This window comes from Pontibacter sp. T17 (genome assembly GCF_057219875.1).
In genome coordinates this window covers 290,077-306,405 of record NZ_JBXVVW010000001.1, presented here as the reverse complement: position 1 = coordinate 306,405, position 16,329 = coordinate 290,077, and the positions used below count along the sequence as shown (strand labels likewise).

Sequence of the window (16,329 nt, the reverse complement as noted above, 5' to 3'; positions counted from 1 at the left end):
GTATGTTTTGGGGAGGGGAGAGCAGGCTAGGCGTAGGTGATGCGCACCAGCGAGAGGATTTTGCGCTGGAAGAAGCGCGCTTCCTGCTCGTAGTGAAAGACATCGCGGTAGAAGGCTACGTGTTCGTCATTGGGGAGCTGGAAACGGTAGGTCTCGTCGCGCCACTGAAGGTGCACTTGTGCCCAGGGTAGCGCCAGCGTATGCACGGCTGGCTTGTCTGGGTGCCAGCAGGTGAGGGTCAGGTGGTCGGGCGAGGAAGCGAGCGATTTGACGAACCAGTCTTCTTGCTGGCACACCCGGGTGGGTATGTAGCCGGTGCCTGACTTCATGAGGTGGAGGATAATGAGCGTGAAGAGCGGAGTACCCGTAAGAAGAATGGCCGATGCGCCTGTCCACGGCCAGCTGAAGATGGAAGCCACGAGCAGGATGCTGGCCCCGCGGTGCCAACGCCGGAAGTCGAAGTCGGGTGGGGCCTTGGCGTTGAGCTGTGCGGTGGGAGCAGTTTCTTCAAGTGGCGGAGATGGGTTATTGATGGCGGCTAGCAGCTCGGCTACAGTATTGGGGGCGTTTTTCCAGAAGGCAAGGGTAAGGCGGTCTTCCATGCCGAGGCGTTTGTAAACGGCTTCGATGAGGTTTCCTTCCTCCTCCATCGTGTTGCGCAGCAAATCGGACAGTGTCTCCGTTTGCTGTATATCGCGCAGCCAGACGAGGTCCCAGAGGAGAATCTTAGCCAGTTCTTCGAAGGTGACGGGCGTGAAGGACATAGGGTGAAGATAATGCAACAGTATTTGCGTGGGGCGGGAACCCAAGCCGCGGATTTGTTAGTTTTGCTACCACCCAACAGCAACGACATGAATTTCCCCGCAGAACTGCTCTACACCACCGACCACGAATGGGTACGTATTGAAGGCGACGTAGCCACGGTAGGCATCACGGACTTCGCCCAGTCGGAACTTGGCGACATCGTGTTCATCGACATCAACAGCGTGGGCAAGTCGCTGGACGCCCATGCGGTATTCGGCACCGTAGAAGCAGTGAAGACGGTATCGGACCTGTTCCTGCCCGTAAGCGGCACCATTCTGGAGTTCAACACAGCGCTGAACGACAAGCCCGAAGCGGTGAACCAGGACCCCTACGGCGCAGGCTGGATGGTAAAAGTAAAACTGGCCGACCCGAGCAACCGCCAAGGTCTGCTGGACGCCGCTGCCTATCAGGCAACACTGAATCTCTGAACAGGCGAACCTTTACGGTTCCTCCCCCGTATACAGGTAAAGCCGGCCATTGGCCGGCTTTTGCCATTTTTGCAGACCGAACAACCAAACAACAGCCTGCATGAACCGATGGATGACCTGGGCCGCCAGCTTGCTGGCGTTGCTGCTGCTGGCTGCCAGCCTGCACGCCGCTGGCCCTGACAGCACAAAAAAGAAGAAGAGTTTTCTAGGGCGGGTGTTTACACCTACCGAACAAAAAGCCGGCAATAGAACAGAGGCCAAAAAGAAGGGACTGGGTGCGCGCCTGAAGCGCCTGTTTACCAAAAAGGAAAGCCAGCCCTCGGATAAAGAACAACAGCAGCTGAACACCTACGAGCGGGAATATGAGACCTCGCTGCAACGGAAAGACTACCAGCGGGCACTGCATTACCTGACTCTGTACGAGAGCACCCGCGACAGCCTGCTGGAAGTGCAACTGGACTATGAACGCGCCGTAGCCGAGACCGAGCGGCAGAAGACCGTAACCTGGAGTGTGACGGGTGGCCTGGTGCTGGTGCTGGGCTTTGCGGGTGTGTTGCTGTGGCTGTTCCGGGAGAAGCGGAAGGCCAACGTGCTGCTGGGGCAGATCAACGTGTCGTTGCAGGAAGCGAACGAGGAGATACTGACGCAGCAGGAGGTGCTGAGCCGCCAGCACCGCGACATTGTGTCGAGCATAGAATACGCGCGGCGGATACAGGAGGCGATACTGCCGGCGCAGCAGCAGATAGCCCAGGTGCTGCCGCAGAGCTTTGTGCTGTACCGGCCGAAGGACATCGTTTCGGGCGACTTCTTCTGGTTTCACCAGACGCCGACACACACACTGTTTGCAGCAGTGGACTGTACGGGGCACGGCGTGCCGGGGGCCTTTATGAGCGTGCTGGGCATGAGTCTGCTGAACCAGATTGTGGCAAGCGAGCCGGGCCTTGCGCCGGGCGAAATCCTGAACCGTCTGCACCAGGGTGTCATCGCCAGCCTGAAGCAGCAGCAGGGCCGCACGGCCGCACAGGACGGCATGGACCTGACGCTGTGTGCGCTGCGCCACGACCGGCGTGAGCTGCTGTTTGCCGGGGCGAACAACCCCCTGTATGTGCTGCGCAAAGCAGGGCCGCTGGAAGAGGTGAAGGGCGAGAAAGCGCCCATTGGCGGTGCGCGCTATGCAAACCACACCTTTACAACCCAACGGCTGACGCTTGAGGCGGGCGATGCGCTGTACCTCTTCTCGGACGGGCTGGCCGACCAGTTTGGCGGGCCACAGGGCCGGAAGTTTACCTACCGCCGCCTGCGCGAACTGCTTGTGGAAACGCGCAGCCTGCCCATGCCTGCCCAACAGCAGCGGCTGGAAGCAGCCTTCGAAAGCTGGCGCGGCCAGCAGGAGCAGATAGACGACGTGCTGGTGCTGGGTGTGCGCGTGTAAAAGGTGTACAAAAGTGGCGAAGCGACGGGTTTGGGGGCTAACTTGCCGCAACGGCCAGTATTGGCCCCCGAGACACCGAAGCCATGATCAAGCTGGTACCCCTGACCCGCGCGAACTGGGAGCGCGCCATTGAACTGGAGCCTGCCGAAAACCAGAAGGAGTTTATCCCGGCGGTGCTGCTGAGCATAGCCCAGAGCCGTTTTGAGCAGTCGGACCTGTATGGGGTGTACCTGGACGCGCAGATGATAGGCTTCGCGAAGGTGGCGTACTACAGCCACGTGCCGTGGGTAACGCGCTTCATGATCGATCACCGCTTTCAGGGGCAAGGCCACGGCCGCGCTGCGTTGGAGCAGTTGATAGAGAAGCTGATGAGCAAGCCGGGGATAGACGAGATCCGGACTACGGTGGCGCTGCGCAATGCTGCGGGTGAGTATCTGTTTCATCAGCTGGGTTTTGAGCGCACGGGCGAGCTGGAAGGCCGCGAGATTGTGCTGCGGCTGCGGCGGTGAACGTTAAGGGAGTAGACACGAGTGCCGCTGGGCCGTACTTTAGGTTTTCACTCCCAATCTGACATAACTATGACGAGGCCAAGACGGTGGTATGCCCACCCCCTGCTGACCCACGGCGTGATGCTGGCGGCCGGTCTGGGCCTGGGCGGCTGGTATTTCAGCCGGGTGGTGGACGAAAAACTGGCAAAACTGCGTGCACCCGTGGAGATGAACGCCATCGCACGCCCGGCGGCCCGGTTGGCGCCATTGCCCGTAGAAGACGCTGCAGCCTTTGAGGCAGCGGCCACCCAGGCTGTGCGCACGGTGGTGTATATAGAAGCCCGCATAGGCAGTGGGCTGGAAGCACTGATGGGGCAGGCGAGTGTCAGTACAGGCTCGGGGGTACTGATGAGCGCGGATGGTTACATCGTGACGAACCACCATGTGGTGGAGAACGCCAGCGACATAGAAGTGACGCTGAGTGATAAAACCCAGCTGGTAGCACGGCTGGTTGGTAGCGACCCCAACACCGATCTGGCGGTGCTGAAAGTAGAAGCCCAGGGCCTGCCGACGGCACGTTTTGGCGACAGCGACAACGTGCGGGTGGGACAGTGGGTGCTGGCCATTGGTAATCCGTTTGAGCTGACGAGCACAGTAACGGCAGGTATCATCAGCGGAAAGGCGCGGGAGATTGGCGCGCTGCGCAACCGCCTGACGGCGGCCACAGGTGTTGATCTTAGCATAGAGTCGTTTCTGCAGACCGATGCGGCGGTGAACCCCGGCAATTCGGGTGGGGCGCTGGTGACGCTGGATGGCGCACTGGTAGGCATCAACACGGCAATTGCCACGGTGAGCGGCATCAGTGAGGGCTTCAGTTTTGCGATACCGGCAAACCTGGTGCGGAAGGTGACAGCCGATCTGATCGAGTTTGGGGCGGTGCAGCGGGCGTTTATTGGCGTGAACATCCGCGACATCGACTATGCGCTGCAACAACGGTATGAACTGCCGACACGTAACGGCGTGCTGGTACTGGCGACGTCGGGTAATGGCGCGGCGCGGAAGGCGGGCCTGCAACGCTGGGACATCATCCGGGCGGTAGCTGGGCGGCCAGTGGGCAGTACCAGCGAACTACAGGAGCAGGTGGGCCGCTATCGGCCGGGGGATCAGGTGCAGCTGACCGTGCTGCGCGAAGGCCAGACGCTGGACGTAGACGTGCAACTGCTGAACCGACAGGGCACAACAGAGCGTATTGTGGCAAAGCAGTCAGTGACGAAAGAAGCCACGGAGGACGTGGTGGGGCTGTTTTCGCTGGAAAAGCTTGGCGGTACGTTTACTCCGCTGACCCGCAGCGAGCAGCGGCGCCTACAGGTGCCTCGGGGGCTGAAAGTGGTAGAACTGAAAGAATACGGCCTGCTGACCTTTGAGGGTGTGCAGGTGGGTTTTGTGGTGACAAAAGTGAACGGGCGCCCGGTGGGGAGTGTAGACGAACTGAAAGCCGTGCTGCACGCAGCCGTGGATGTGGTACTGATAGAAGGCTACCGGCCGGATACAGAGCGGAAGACGTTCTACCGGATAGAAATGGAGGAGTGAGGGGCTGTTGGGTTGTCTGCGCCAAACCACAGGTAGATTTCTCGCTTCGCTCGAAATGACGTACCCTTTTGATTGAGTTGAAGAGGTAGTTGCTTCAGGTTTTGGGTTTGCGGAGGAGCTTGAAGATGGGCTGGCCTGTTCGGGCTTTCTCCTCGTTGACGAGGGTGGCTTCGTGGAGTATCCAGGGGAGATCTTCGGTCTGGAGGTCGGCGGGAGAATAGATACGGTAGTGGCGGATGAGCTTGCGGTCGGTGGCGACGAGGAGGCCGTGGTCGTTGGAGAGGTCGGCGCCAGAGCAGAAGCCGATGTAGATGTGGTCTTTCTGGAGGCCCAGGTAGAGCAGCATGCCGTGGTGGTAATAAAAGGGGCCACCGAATCGGATGGCCTCGCCGAGCATGGGAAGGGTTTGCCAGAGGAAGGCGCGGGTGTGCTGGAGGAGGGGCCGGTGGAAGTCGGACCGGGAGTTGATGTAGTGCTCGACGTCGGGGTCGCGGACGCCGGGCTGCGGGTGGGGTTTTCGGGCTGCCTGTGGCATGGAGTGAAGTTGCAAAGGCAGGTGGCAGCCATGCAAGCCAATGACTGTTAAGCGAAGGCAGGATGTGGCTTTGTAGTCAGCAGGAGAGGGCCCCGATGCTCGGGATGTGCCAATTTCTCTGCGCGCTCGAAATGACAGAGCGGGATATAAGAGGGTGGCTGAGTGCCACCCACAGGTAGATTTTTCGCTGCGCTCGAAATGACGTATCCTTTTTCAGGGGCTGGTATGGGATTTGAAAGGCACGGAGGGTGATGCAGCGCTGGTGTATTGTGCCGGCCCTGTCAACGATAAAAGTGTTAACTTTTAGGATGAAATACCTGCTGGCACTGGGGCTCCTGCTGGGAGTGGCGCTGTGCGAACCGGGGGTTGTGCAGGCACAACAACCCGACATTGCCGAAGGCGCTGATGAGGGCGAGGAGCTGGGCCGCTATTTGCGGGCTGACTGGAAGCGGAATCTGCAGGAGGCGCTTCGGAGCGATAGTACGCGGTTTCTGGCGCCCACGATGCTGGGACCTGAAAGTGTGCAGGATCTGATACGGCTGCGGGGGCTGAAGGGCTTGCGCCTCAGCAGTGTGCGCGAGCTGGATCTGGCGCAGGTGGTGAAGAACAATCCGGGATTGGAGGTGCTGGAACTGTCGGCGTGTGGCCTGACGGACCTACAGCCGCTGAGCCAACTGAAGAGCCTGCGGGTGCTGATAGTGGAGTTCAACCAGGTGACGGATCTGCGGCCGCTGGCAGCCCTGACCGAACTGACGACGCTGAAACTGACGCGGAATCGTATTCGGGATCTGTCGGCGCTGGCAGGGCTGAAGAAGCTGACAGTGCTGGACGTGAGCGAGAACCCCATCCATAGTATACAACTGGTGGCGGGGCTGCCCGCACTGCGGGTGCTGTCGCTGTTCCGGTGCGACTCGGTAGCGGATTTTTCGCCACTTAAGAAGCTGACGCTGCTGACCCACCTGAACCTGTCGTTCGTGAACACGGCGAAGGTGTCGCTGGCAGATGTGGCGCACCTGACGCTGCTGGAGAACCTGCGCGTGCAGGCCATAGTTGAGAGCCAGCAGGAGCTGGAGTATCTGCGGAACCTGCGGGGCCTGAAGCACCTGACGATAGGCCAGAACCCGGGGATCATAAGTCTTGAGCCCCTGCTGGGGATGGTGCGGCTGCAATATCTGGATGTGCACGGCTGTGGCCTGACGAACATACGGGAGCTGGCGCAGCTGAATCAGCTGCGGAAGGTGGTGCTGCATTACAACCAGATCAGCGACCTGAACCCGCTGGCCGGCTGCCCGGAGCTGCAGGTACTGTATGCGTTCAACAACCCGGTGATGCACTATGAAAAGCTGGTTTTTCTGCGGAAACTGAAGTACCTGAGCCTTTCGCGAGGGCTGATGACGGCGGATCAGGCACGGGCGTTTCAGCAAAAGCTGCCGAAAGGCTGTCGTTTGCAGCTGCTGTAATGCACGAAAAGCATGTGCAAACAGTTTTAGTAAGAGACAGACAACGACAACCTACCGCGATGCCTTTGAGTCCAGGAAGTGCAGCCCCCGACTTTGAGTTGGTGGGGACGCACGGGAAACCATTCCGATTGAGCCGTGATGCTGCCCATGAATGGGTAGTGATTTACTTTTACCCGCGCGATTTTTCTCCGTTGTGCACGGCGCAATCGTGCAGTTTCCGAGATGAGTTTGCACATCTGGCGGCGCTGGACTGCCTGGTGTTCGGGATATCGGAGGGGAGCCCAGACCAGCAGATGAAGTACCGCGACTCGCTGGGGTTGCCTTTTCACCTGCTGTCGGACCGCCGGCACGACGTGATGCGGGCTTACGGGACGCTGGTGCCGCTGGTGAACGCGACCCGCAGGGTGACCTATCTGCTGAAGCCCACGACCCGAGGGCACGAGATTGCCGCGGTGTTTGAGGCCAACTTCCAGGGGAAGGCGCATGTAGATGCGATGCTGTCGGCGCTGCGTAAACAGAAGCGCGACTAGCGACACCGGAGGGCGAATGCGATTGCGCAGTACATTTGTGACGTACAGACACCTTTAGCCATCCATGTATCCCGAGACGAACGACCCCAGCCTGGGCCTGGGCATATCAGACCTTCGCGCCATCCGATTTCATTCGGCGGAGCGGGACCAGTGGACTGGGGAGCGCAAGAGCGCTGGGCTGATCCGGCTGGAGCACGATGCCCTGGTGATAGAAGTGGAGCGGAAGCCGAACGGGCTGCAGAAGCTGGTGGCACTATTTGACGAACGACTGGTGGAGCAGGGGCCCAACCAGACGCGCATACCACTGGCAGCCATTGAAAGGTTTGAACTGGAGCGGAAGTGGTGGAAACCTACCGCAGTGGTATTGCAGGTATCGAAACTGGGATTGTTGCAGGGAATGCCTGGTGCAGTGGCTGGCCTGATGAAAGTGCGGATAGAAAAAGCAGACATAAAGGATGCGGAGGCACTGATTTCGCGGACGTTGCTGCTGCGGAGCGAACAGCGCCTGGGTTCCTGAGGCGGCTGCTGTAAAGAATGTTTCCAAAGTTGGGGTTGGAGTAAACCCAAGCGGGCCAAAGCGCGTTACATACGGGAATACCTTACCCGAAACCGCTATGGCAAAGCCTACACCCGAACTGATAACAGCCCTGCGGGAGACTGCCGACCGTCTGGCCCAGGGCGTTGATTACCAATGGACGCATCAGGGGGCTTGCAACTGCGGGCATTTGGTGCAGACGGTAACGAAACTGGACCGCGCGACCATTCATGCACTGGCCTTGGAGCGCGAAGGCGAGTGGGCGGATAAAGCCTTGAGTTACTGCGCTACCAGCCGTTTCCCGATTGACCACATACTTGGCCAGCTGTTTGACCTTGGCCTGTATCAGGAAGATGTGGTGGCGCTGGAGCGCCTGGCCGACCCAGAGGTGCTGGTTCGAATGCCACAGGAATTCCGGCCTGCCGAAAAGAACAACCGCATGCATGTAGTTGCGTATCTGCGCGCATGGGCCGAGTTACTGGAAGACCAGTGGGTAGACCGTCAGGGCCGCATCAGTCTGCCTGCGTGGGAAGCTACGATTGCCACTTTCTGACGCCGGGAGCCGATCAACCCGAGTTATATAAAGTGAGAAGCCCTGAGAAATCAGGGCTTTTTCCATTGTTGGGGCATTCAGCGCCAGGGTGCAAGACGGCGGGTGACGAGATTGAACTCGCGCTGGGTGAGATGTCCTGTGTCGTGTGCCTGTTTCAGCTGACGGAACTTCTGGCCAATAGCTTTATGGCCACTGGTGCCATGTTGAAGGGAAGGTGCTGCGGCCAGCACGTCGCGGACAGGCTTGCGGCTGTCTGCGGCAAGGGCCCAGAAGAGAGCGAGAATCCAGCCGATGACCGTCCAACCAGCCAGGACATTGAGGAGGACAATATTGTTGAACTCCTTTTTGTCACGGGCTATCAAGGCTGGCAAGATGTACAGTGCAAGCAGGATGGCCAGCACCATAATTACAAGAATGAAAGCAAAGAGTTCGAGCATGATTAGGCGCAGAAAGCAGGTGTTAAACAAGGAAGAAGTGTTGATGAAAGCAACAAGCCCCGGTTTTGGCCGGGGCTTGTGGAGCTTCAGAAAAGCGTGTGGGCTTACTTGCCAGCTTTTTCTTTCTGTTCCTTGTATTTGGCGTTAAGCTTTTCGAGGACTTCGGCAGTGATGTCGCGGTCGGCGGGCGCATAGAGTACCTGTCCGCCCTGCTTTGAATAGGCGAGGACGAAGCGGTATTTGCCGGTAGCGGCGATTTCCTTGAGAACGGCGTCTACGTCGGCACGAAGGCTGTCCTGCTGCTTGGCTTGCTCTTCCTGAAGCTCGGCGGCGCGCTGCTGCTGGTAAGCCTGGAGCTGCTGCTGCTGAGTAGAGAGGCGGGCTTCGGTAGCCTGACGCTGGTCGAGGGTCATGGAGCCGCCGCGCTGCTGGTACGACTGGACTTCGGCCTGGAAGCGCTGGCCGCGGGCGCGCATGTCGTTGTCGGCGGCGGTGGCTTTGGCGCGGAGCTCGGTCTGCAGGTCTTTTGCTTTCTCGAACTTGGCGAAGAGGGAATCGGTGTCGATGTACACGATTTCAGCACCACCGGCGGTGGCATCGGCATTGGCTGCGGGAGCCGGAGCCTGCTGGCAGGCGGTGAACAACCAGGCGGCAACGGCAGCCAGGCCCAGGGTAGAACGAAGAGTCACGGGCAAGTACTAAAGTAAAAGGGTTGAGGTGCAAATATACACGGGATGAAAAGCCGAAACTTCTAGCTTTGTAGAAGCTGGTTTTCCCGGTGCATGTGCACAGGGAAAGCCGGGCACAGACCTTAACACACCTACACCCCCCTCCATCATGAGCTTCGAAAGCATTCTCGAGACGATCAAGCAGAAAGTGGGCACGGACAGTGGCCTGAACGGATCGATCAAGTTTGTAGTGGACAACGACAAGTTTGTGCATGTGGATGCCACGGTAGTGCCGAATGTGGTGTCGACGGAAGACAAGCCAGCCGACTGCACGATTAAAGCCAGCACGGATACAATCATGAGCATCATCTCTGGGCAGACGAACTCGATGATGGCCTTCATGATGGGCAAGATCAAGATTGAAGGGAACATTTCGCTTGCGACGCACGTGACGAAGATTCTTTGAGCGGCACAGGAATTGCGCCAGCCGGGCGGCCACTACTGGACGGACAGGGGTGGCCGCCTGTCTTTTGGTCTATATTTGAGCATTGTGAAACAGAACGGAATATGGGGCTTCGTGGCCCTGCTGTTGTTGAGCCTGCTGGGCCTTCCGACGGCGTATGGGCAGGAAAGCCGTTACAGGAACTACTGGGAAGTAGGTGGGTTTGTTGGAATTGCCAACTACAACGGCGACCTGACGTACTCGAAAGGGCAGGGTTTTCCTGCGAGCCAATTGGGGAGCCTGAAACCGACGGCATTTTCGGGTGGCGGCTTCATCATTTACCGTTTCCACCCGCACATGGGTGTTCGGCTGGCACTTAACTATGGGTTGGTGGCAGGGGATGATGGCTTTTCGGATGTGCCAGAGCGGGAGGTGCGGAACTTGCATTTTATTACGCATGTCGTGGAATTGAGCGGCACAGTGCTGTATGAGTGGAAAGGGAACGACCGTAACTATATGTACAGGGCTTGGCTGACGCCTTACGTATTTGCCGGGCTTGCCGCCTTTTACTATAAGCCACAGGCGTATCTGGACAAAGCCAACCTTAACGGCCTGACGGACCTTCGTCCGTTGCGTACCGAAGGCCAGGAGGTGGCATATAAGCCGGTATCGCTGGCGATTCCTTTCGGCTTTGGGGTTCGGAAGCGCTGGAACGACCGCTGGGATGTGCGCGTGGAGGTAGGGTTCCGATATACGTTTACCGACTATCTGGACGATGTGAGTGGAAACGGGAACGGGGCTGGTGGCTATGCGAGGCCGGGTGAATACAGCAGTGTACTGTCGGCGACATTTGGCGACCGACGGCTGACAACACTGATAGGAGATGGCCGGCGCGGCAACCCACAGACAAACGACTGGTATGTGTTCAGTGGGGTAGCAGTATCTTATGTACTGTATGACCCAAACAAGTGCCCGAAGCCGAACCGGCGGAACAAGGGCAAATTTCTATTCTTCTAGAAATTAAGCACTTAGACTTTAATCCACATCTTAGGATTCAAATTTTTTTGTGTTGGGTGTATTGAAAATATTGTAGATTTGCGAAGTAGCAATAGGAAAGAGACGCTTCTGTGTTTCTCTCCGCATGCTACAGTTGAGTCCTACCGCTACCGACAAGTCAGCCGCCTGGCGGCGAAATTGATACCCTGCTACCTCTATGAAATTGTTTCGACTCCTCGCGATCGTTGGTTTTGCGCTCGCCAGCGTCTCGGCTCAAGGCCAGGTACGGCCGAAGCGTCAGTACTGGTCGGTAATGCCGTTCGTCGGCACAGCCAGCTACGTTGGCGATCTGACTGGCCCTGAGACAAAAGGTTTCCCTTCTGATCAGGTAGAGTCGTTCAAGTTTTTGCGCTACACGGTGGGTGTTGCAGCCAACTACCACTTCCACCCCAAGATGTCGGTGCGCGGCAACCTGGCCTTCGTCAACCTGTTCGCTGACGATCTGGAGGGCAAGCGCAACGTCAACCGCGGCCTGAACTTCTCTTCGAACATTTTCGAAGGCAGCGTGATGCTCCAGTACGATTTCTTCGGCTCGCAGCGCGGCTATCTGTGGCGCAAGAAGTTCTCACCCTATGTGTTTGCCGGTGTGGGTGCTGCTTACATAACCCCGACGGTCAATGTGGACGTCATTCCTTCCGACCCCACCAACATTTTCAACCGTGTGGAGCAGGCATCTAACATTGCGATTGTAATTCCTTTCGGCGCAGGTGTACGCTATAAGCTGAACCAGAATGTCGACCTTCACCTTGAAGTGCCTGTGCGTTACACGACGTCAGACAAGGTTGACGGTGTAGTAGACTTCGTGGGCGGCAACACCGACTGGTATTACTCGGTGCAGATTGGTGCAAACTTCATTCTGAACCTGAACCCGAACAAGTGCCCGAAGCCAAAGACGAAGAACAAAAAGGGCTTCCCTTGGCTGTTCTAATCTGAGGATAGACGATACAGGACAAATGCCCGCACTGCGGGCATTTGTCGTTTTCTGACTTTCTACGGCATAGGTTTACAGTTTCGACAGACAAGGGTAAGCGCCCCTCTATTTTTCGCCTTCTCCATACAAACTGGACGGGCGAGATGCGCAAAACAACTACACTACTACTGTTCCTGGGGCTGCTGGGTATGACAGCAAATGCCCAGATGATGAAGAAGAGAGAACGGTTTACAGTCATGCCGTTTCTGGGCGCTTCGTATCTGTTGGGCGATATGATACCCTATGGGGGCAACAGCAGTGCGCGGGCAATCATGACCGAGCTGCCGAACGCCATTCAGCAGACGCGTCCGAGCGCAGGTGTGTGGCTGGGCTATCGATTCCATCCGAAGATGACGATACGTGGGGGTGTGAGCTGGATGATGTATGCCGAGAGCGACAAACTGTTTGCACGCAACCGCAACCGCGGGCTGAATTCGAAGGGTTTTATGACCGAAGCGAACGTGCACCTGGTGTATGACCTGATAGGCATGCGCACGGGTGGCCGTAACTGGTCTAAGTGGTCGCCCTATCTGATGGCGGGTGTGGGTGTAGTATACGCGCAGTCGAACGTTACGATTGATGGCGTGACGGATGCAGCTAGCCTGGCGGTGTGGAAGAACACGTTTGACATTTACAACAAAGTGCAGGAAGGCTCGACTGTGACGATATCGGTGCCTTTTGGTCTGGGTGCCCGCTACGAGCTGACGCGTGGGGTGGATCTTCACGTGGAGTTTATGGCCCGATTTACTCCTACCGACTGGCTTGATGGTGTTGAAGACTACGTTAACCGTCAGAACGACTGGTTCCTGACGGCGCAGGTGGGTGTGACATACCAGTTGTTCCGCCAGAATGCGCTGTTCTGCCCGAAGCCCAAGACGCGGAAGGCGAAGAAGTTCCTTCTGTTCTGAGGATAGCGAAGGCCGTAGATTGTTAAAAAGTGCAGGGGGAGGTGCCTAAAGCGGGCATCTCCCCCTGTTTGCTTTGCTGGGAACTTCAAAGGAGTATCTTTGCACCCTACCCCCATTCTGTCGGATCGGCAGAGGGGCTCTCCCAATTACCTCGCCTGTAGCAACGGAATGCCGGACCGCCAGCCTGTTATGCCCGAGGGCATAGACCCCCAGCGTATCCCGCAGCACATTGCCATCATCATGGATGGCAACGGGCGGTGGGCGACGAAGCAGGGGAGCCTGCGGATTTTCGGTCACAAGTCGGCAATCAAGGCGGTGCGAGAGACGGTGGAGGGCGCAGCGGAAATGGGCGTGAAGTACCTGACGCTGTATGCCTTCAGCACGGAAAACTGGTCGCGGCCGAAGCCAGAGGTCACTGCGCTGATGCAGTTGCTGGTGTCGACGATCCGGAGCGAGACGGAGACGTTGCAGAAGAACCGGATTCGGCTGAACGCGATTGGGAACCTGGAAGACCTGCCGGGCGGCTGCCAGAAGGAGCTGCAGGAGGCGATGGATGCGACGAAGCATAACACCCATATGACGCTGACGCTGGCGCTGAGCTATGGCGCGCGCGCCGACATACTGAACGCAGTGCGACGGATCGCGGCAGCGGTACAGATGGGGGAACTGCATACGGAAAACATTGACCAAAAGTTGTTTGCGGCGCACTTGAGCACAGCCTCGATGCCGGACCCGGAGTTGCTGATCCGCACGAGCGGGGAGTTTCGGGTATCGAATTTTCTGCTGTGGGAGATTGCGTACGCTGAACTGTACATTACGAACAAACTATGGCCGGACTTTCGTCGGACGGACCTGCAGGAGGCGGTGCGCGATTATCAGAAGCGCGAGCGCCGATTCGGCAAGACGAGCGACCAGATACAGGCCCAGACTTCGCGATGAGGATTCTTTATACTGCCCTGCTGTGGATGCTGGTGGCTGGCACAGTGCTGGCCCAAGACCCTACCCCCGCCACGACGGGCTCGACTATACCGCCCGGAGAGTATACGCTGGGTGGGGTAACTGTGAAGGGCGCGGCCCAGACGGACGAGCAGTCGGTGTTGCTGCTGAGTGGCCTGGCGGTGGGCCGAAAAATTGAGATACCCGGCGAGGCGCTGTCGAATGCGCTGGGGAAACTGTGGAAGCAGGAACTGTTCAGCGATGTTCGGATAGACCTTGACCGGATAGAGGGCAAGCGACTGTTTGTGGTGATAACCGTGCAGGAGCGGCCACGTGTGACGCGCTATGTATTGCGCGGTGTACGCAGCGGTCAGGAGAAAGACCTGCGGGAGAAGATCAAGCTGGTGACAGGTACCATTTTCACGGAGGCGAAGAGCCGTTCGGCGGTGCGCATCATCAAAAACTTCTTCCAGGAGAAGGGCTACCTGAACACCGATGTGCAGGTGGAGCTGAAGGCCGACACGATGTTCCGGCGCAACGGCGTGATGGTAACGCTGAATGTGAAGAAGGGCCCGAAAGTGAAGATCAAGCGGATTGTGATTGAGGGCAACACGGCCATCAGTGACAAGAAGATCAAGAAGAAGCTGAAGGACACGAAGGAGGCGAAGTTCTACCGCTTCTGGAAGCGCTCGAAGTATCTGCGCGGGGCGTTCAACGAGGATAAGGACCTGGTACTGGAAGCGTATCGCGACAAAGGCTACCGCGATTTCGAGATACTGTCGGACACGATGATTCAGCTGTCGCCGCGGCGGGTGGAGCTTCGGATGAAGATCAATGAAGGCAAGCCGTACTATTTCCGGAACATTACCTGGAGTGGCAACTTCAAGTACAAGGACGACGTACTGGCACGTATTCTGAACATCAAGCGCGGAGATGTGTTCAGCCAGTCTACGCTGGACAAGAACCTGTCGGGCAACCCCCTCCAAGGCGACGTGTCGTCGCTGTATCTGGACGATGGCTACCTGTTCTTCCGGGCAACGCCAGTGGAGGTAGCAGTTGACGGCGACTCGATTGACATTGAGATCCGTATTCAGGAAGGATCGCAGGCCACGATACGGAAAGTGATCATTACGGGTACGGAAAAGACGTCGGACCACGTGGTACGGCGGGAAGTGCGTACACTGCCGGGCGAGAAGTTCAGCCGGGCCGACCTGATCCGTACGCAGCGCGAGATTCTGGCACTGGGCTACTTTGACCAGCAGAAGATGGGGATTACGCCCATACCCGACCCGCAGCGTGGAACCGTAGATATCAAGTATTCGCTGGAAGAGAAGAGCAGCGACCAGATTACGTTACAGGGTGGCTGGACAGGCCAGACGCGCGACCAGCAGGGCAACGTTCTCTATGGCGGCTTGCTGGCGACGGTATCGTTGCAGTTGAACAACTTTTCTTCGCGGAAGATCTTCACCCGTGGGGCCTGGAAACCGTATCCTGCGGGCGACGGCCAGAAAGTGACACTGACGGTACAGACCAACGGTGTGAACTTCCAGAACTACGGTGTATCGTTCCTGGATCCGTGGTTTGGGGGCCGCAAGCCGAACTCGTTTGGCGTGAGCACCAACTACTCGATCCAGAGCATACCGCTGTACGACTATCGTATTGGTATTTACAACCTACAGGTAGACCTGGGCCGGCGTCTGAAGTGGCCGGATGATTTCTTCCGGTCATTCTCGTCGATTCGCTATGCGAACTACAACCTGAAGAATGCGTTCAACGTGTTCTCGAACTTCGGCAACGGGACGGGCGACGTGAACATTCTGTCGTTCCGCCAGACGTTTGACCGGACGAGTATAGACGCGCCAATCTATTCGAGGAGCGGCTCGGTGTTTACGCTGAACCTGGAAGCGACGCCCCCGTACTCTTTGTTCCAGCGCGGCCGCAACTATGGGGCTGAGCGTGCGCAGGATAAATTCCGGCTGCTGGAATTCTGGAAAATCAAGTGGGACTCGCAGTTCTTCCTGACACTTGCCGGGAACAAGCTGCCGACGGTGCTGTACTTGCGTGCGCGCTATGGTTTCCTGGGCGCATACAACCCACAGATAGGCGTTTCGCCATTTGAACGCTTCTATCTGGGTGGCGACGGCCTGGTGGGCTTCCAGATAGACGGGCGCGAGATCTTTGGTATGCGTGGCTATCAGACGCCAAACATCGGCCCTGCGAGTGGTGCTGTGGCGTATGCGAAATACACAATGGAACTGCGCCAGCCGATTACGCTGGAGCAAAGTGCCACAGTGTGGGTTCATGCATTTGTGGAGGCTGGTAACGCGTGGGGCTCACTTGACCAGTTCAATCCGTTTACGGTGCGGCGGTCGGCGGGCTTTGGTCTGCGGGCGTTCCTGCCGATGTTTGGTCTGCTGGGTATTGACTACGGCTATGGCTTCGACAATGTCCAGTTCCAGGGCTCGAACATCGGAGGTGGCCGCTTCCACTTTGTGATAGGCCAGCAGTTCTAACCGCAAAAGGGTACGGTCTGGTGATTAAACCTTGTGTACCTTGT

18 protein-coding genes are annotated in these 16,329 nt (G+C 57.8%); 14 read left to right on the top strand and 4 right to left on the bottom strand.

Annotation, left to right across the window (positions count from 1 at the left end):
• Positions 1–26: 26 nt before the first annotated feature.
• Positions 27–764 (bottom strand): hypothetical protein, encoded by a 738-nt coding sequence (locus AC2D8O_RS01410; RefSeq protein ID WP_484676989.1) that lies wholly within the window; start codon positions 762–764, stop codon positions 27–29.
• A gap of 87 nt (positions 765–851) precedes the next feature.
• Between AC2D8O_RS01410 and gcvH the strand changes: the two genes are divergently transcribed.
• The 4 genes from gcvH to AC2D8O_RS01390 all read left to right on the top strand — a co-directional run bounded on the left by gcvH (position 852) and on the right by AC2D8O_RS01390 (position 4,742).
• Positions 852–1,232, top strand: coding sequence for a glycine cleavage system protein GcvH (gene gcvH / locus AC2D8O_RS01405; protein ID WP_484676988.1), 381 nt, complete (start codon positions 852–854; stop codon positions 1,230–1,232).
• Between the two features lie 100 nt (positions 1,233–1,332).
• Positions 1,333–2,664, top strand: coding sequence for a PP2C family protein-serine/threonine phosphatase (locus AC2D8O_RS01400; protein WP_484676987.1), 1,332 nt, complete (start codon positions 1,333–1,335; stop codon positions 2,662–2,664).
• A 59-nt stretch (positions 2,665–2,723) separates the two neighbouring features.
• On the top strand, positions 2,724–3,173 hold the full coding sequence (locus AC2D8O_RS01395) for a GNAT family N-acetyltransferase (protein ID WP_484678262.1): 450 nt from the start codon (positions 2,724–2,726) through the stop codon (positions 3,171–3,173).
• 69 nt (positions 3,174–3,242) lie between these two features.
• Complete coding sequence (locus tag AC2D8O_RS01390) at positions 3,243–4,742, top strand: trypsin-like peptidase domain-containing protein (protein ID WP_484676986.1); 1,500 nt, start codon at positions 3,243–3,245, stop codon at positions 4,740–4,742.
• A 94-nt stretch (positions 4,743–4,836) separates the two neighbouring features.
• Here the strand turns inward: AC2D8O_RS01390 and AC2D8O_RS01385 are convergent, their stop codons facing one another.
• Complete coding sequence (locus tag AC2D8O_RS01385) at positions 4,837–5,277, bottom strand: DUF1801 domain-containing protein (RefSeq protein ID WP_484676985.1); 441 nt, start codon at positions 5,275–5,277, stop codon at positions 4,837–4,839.
• Between the two features lie 308 nt (positions 5,278–5,585).
• Here AC2D8O_RS01385 and AC2D8O_RS01380 point away from each other — a divergent pair, with 308 nt between their 5' ends.
• From AC2D8O_RS01380 to AC2D8O_RS01365, 4 genes are all read left to right on the top strand, one after another.
• The gene (locus tag AC2D8O_RS01380; RefSeq protein WP_484676984.1) at positions 5,586–6,737 is read left to right on the top strand and encodes a leucine-rich repeat domain-containing protein; all 1,152 of its coding nucleotides are present in this window, start codon (positions 5,586–5,588) and stop codon (positions 6,735–6,737) included.
• Positions 6,737–7,267, top strand: coding sequence for a peroxiredoxin (locus tag AC2D8O_RS01375; protein WP_484676983.1), 531 nt, complete (start codon positions 6,737–6,739; stop codon positions 7,265–7,267). Before AC2D8O_RS01380 ends, AC2D8O_RS01375 begins: the two co-directional genes overlap by 1 nt.
• Positions 7,268–7,331: 64 nt before the next feature.
• Complete coding sequence (locus tag AC2D8O_RS01370) at positions 7,332–7,784, top strand: hypothetical protein (RefSeq protein WP_484676982.1); 453 nt, start codon at positions 7,332–7,334, stop codon at positions 7,782–7,784.
• A gap of 97 nt (positions 7,785–7,881) precedes the next feature.
• Positions 7,882–8,355 carry a hypothetical protein gene (locus AC2D8O_RS01365; RefSeq protein ID WP_484676981.1) on the top strand — a complete coding sequence of 158 codons (474 nt, stop codon included), beginning with the start codon at positions 7,882–7,884 and terminating at the stop codon, positions 8,353–8,355.
• A 77-nt stretch (positions 8,356–8,432) separates the two neighbouring features.
• Here AC2D8O_RS01365 and AC2D8O_RS01360 read toward each other — a convergent pair whose 3' ends face one another.
• Together AC2D8O_RS01360 and AC2D8O_RS01355 are read right to left on the bottom strand one after the other, a co-directional pair.
• Positions 8,433–8,792 carry a superinfection immunity protein gene (locus AC2D8O_RS01360; protein WP_484676980.1) on the bottom strand — a complete coding sequence of 120 codons (360 nt, stop codon included), beginning with the start codon at positions 8,790–8,792 and terminating at the stop codon, positions 8,433–8,435.
• 104 nt (positions 8,793–8,896) lie between these two features.
• A complete protein-coding gene (locus AC2D8O_RS01355; RefSeq protein WP_484676979.1) occupies positions 8,897–9,481 on the bottom strand; it encodes an OmpH/Skp family outer membrane protein in 585 nt (194 codons plus the stop codon).
• Positions 9,482–9,629: 148 nt separating this feature from the next.
• Here AC2D8O_RS01355 and AC2D8O_RS01350 point away from each other — a divergent pair, with 148 nt between their 5' ends.
• The 6 genes from AC2D8O_RS01350 (at position 9,630) to bamA (ending at position 16,285) form a co-directional block, all read left to right on the top strand.
• A complete protein-coding gene (locus tag AC2D8O_RS01350) occupies positions 9,630–9,926 on the top strand; it encodes an SCP2 sterol-binding domain-containing protein (RefSeq protein WP_484676978.1) in 297 nt (98 codons plus the stop codon).
• An 84-nt stretch (positions 9,927–10,010) separates the two neighbouring features.
• Positions 10,011–10,919 (top strand): DUF6089 family protein, encoded by a 909-nt coding sequence (locus tag AC2D8O_RS01345; RefSeq protein WP_484676977.1) that lies wholly within the window; start codon positions 10,011–10,013, stop codon positions 10,917–10,919.
• A gap of 196 nt (positions 10,920–11,115) precedes the next feature.
• Positions 11,116–11,886 carry a DUF6089 family protein gene (locus tag AC2D8O_RS01340; RefSeq protein ID WP_484676976.1) on the top strand — a complete coding sequence of 257 codons (771 nt, stop codon included), beginning with the start codon at positions 11,116–11,118 and terminating at the stop codon, positions 11,884–11,886.
• A gap of 146 nt (positions 11,887–12,032) precedes the next feature.
• Complete coding sequence (locus tag AC2D8O_RS01335) at positions 12,033–12,836, top strand: outer membrane beta-barrel protein (protein WP_484676975.1); 804 nt, start codon at positions 12,033–12,035, stop codon at positions 12,834–12,836.
• A gap of 189 nt (positions 12,837–13,025) precedes the next feature.
• Positions 13,026–13,775, top strand: coding sequence for an undecaprenyl pyrophosphate synthase (uppS, locus tag AC2D8O_RS01330; protein WP_484678261.1), 750 nt, complete (start codon positions 13,026–13,028; stop codon positions 13,773–13,775).
• Entirely contained in the window at positions 13,772–16,285 is a 2,514-nt protein-coding gene (bamA, locus tag AC2D8O_RS01325; protein ID WP_484676974.1) for an outer membrane protein assembly factor BamA, read from the top strand. The genes uppS and bamA overlap by 4 nt, the downstream gene beginning before the upstream one ends.
• Positions 16,286–16,329 lie beyond the last annotated feature (44 nt).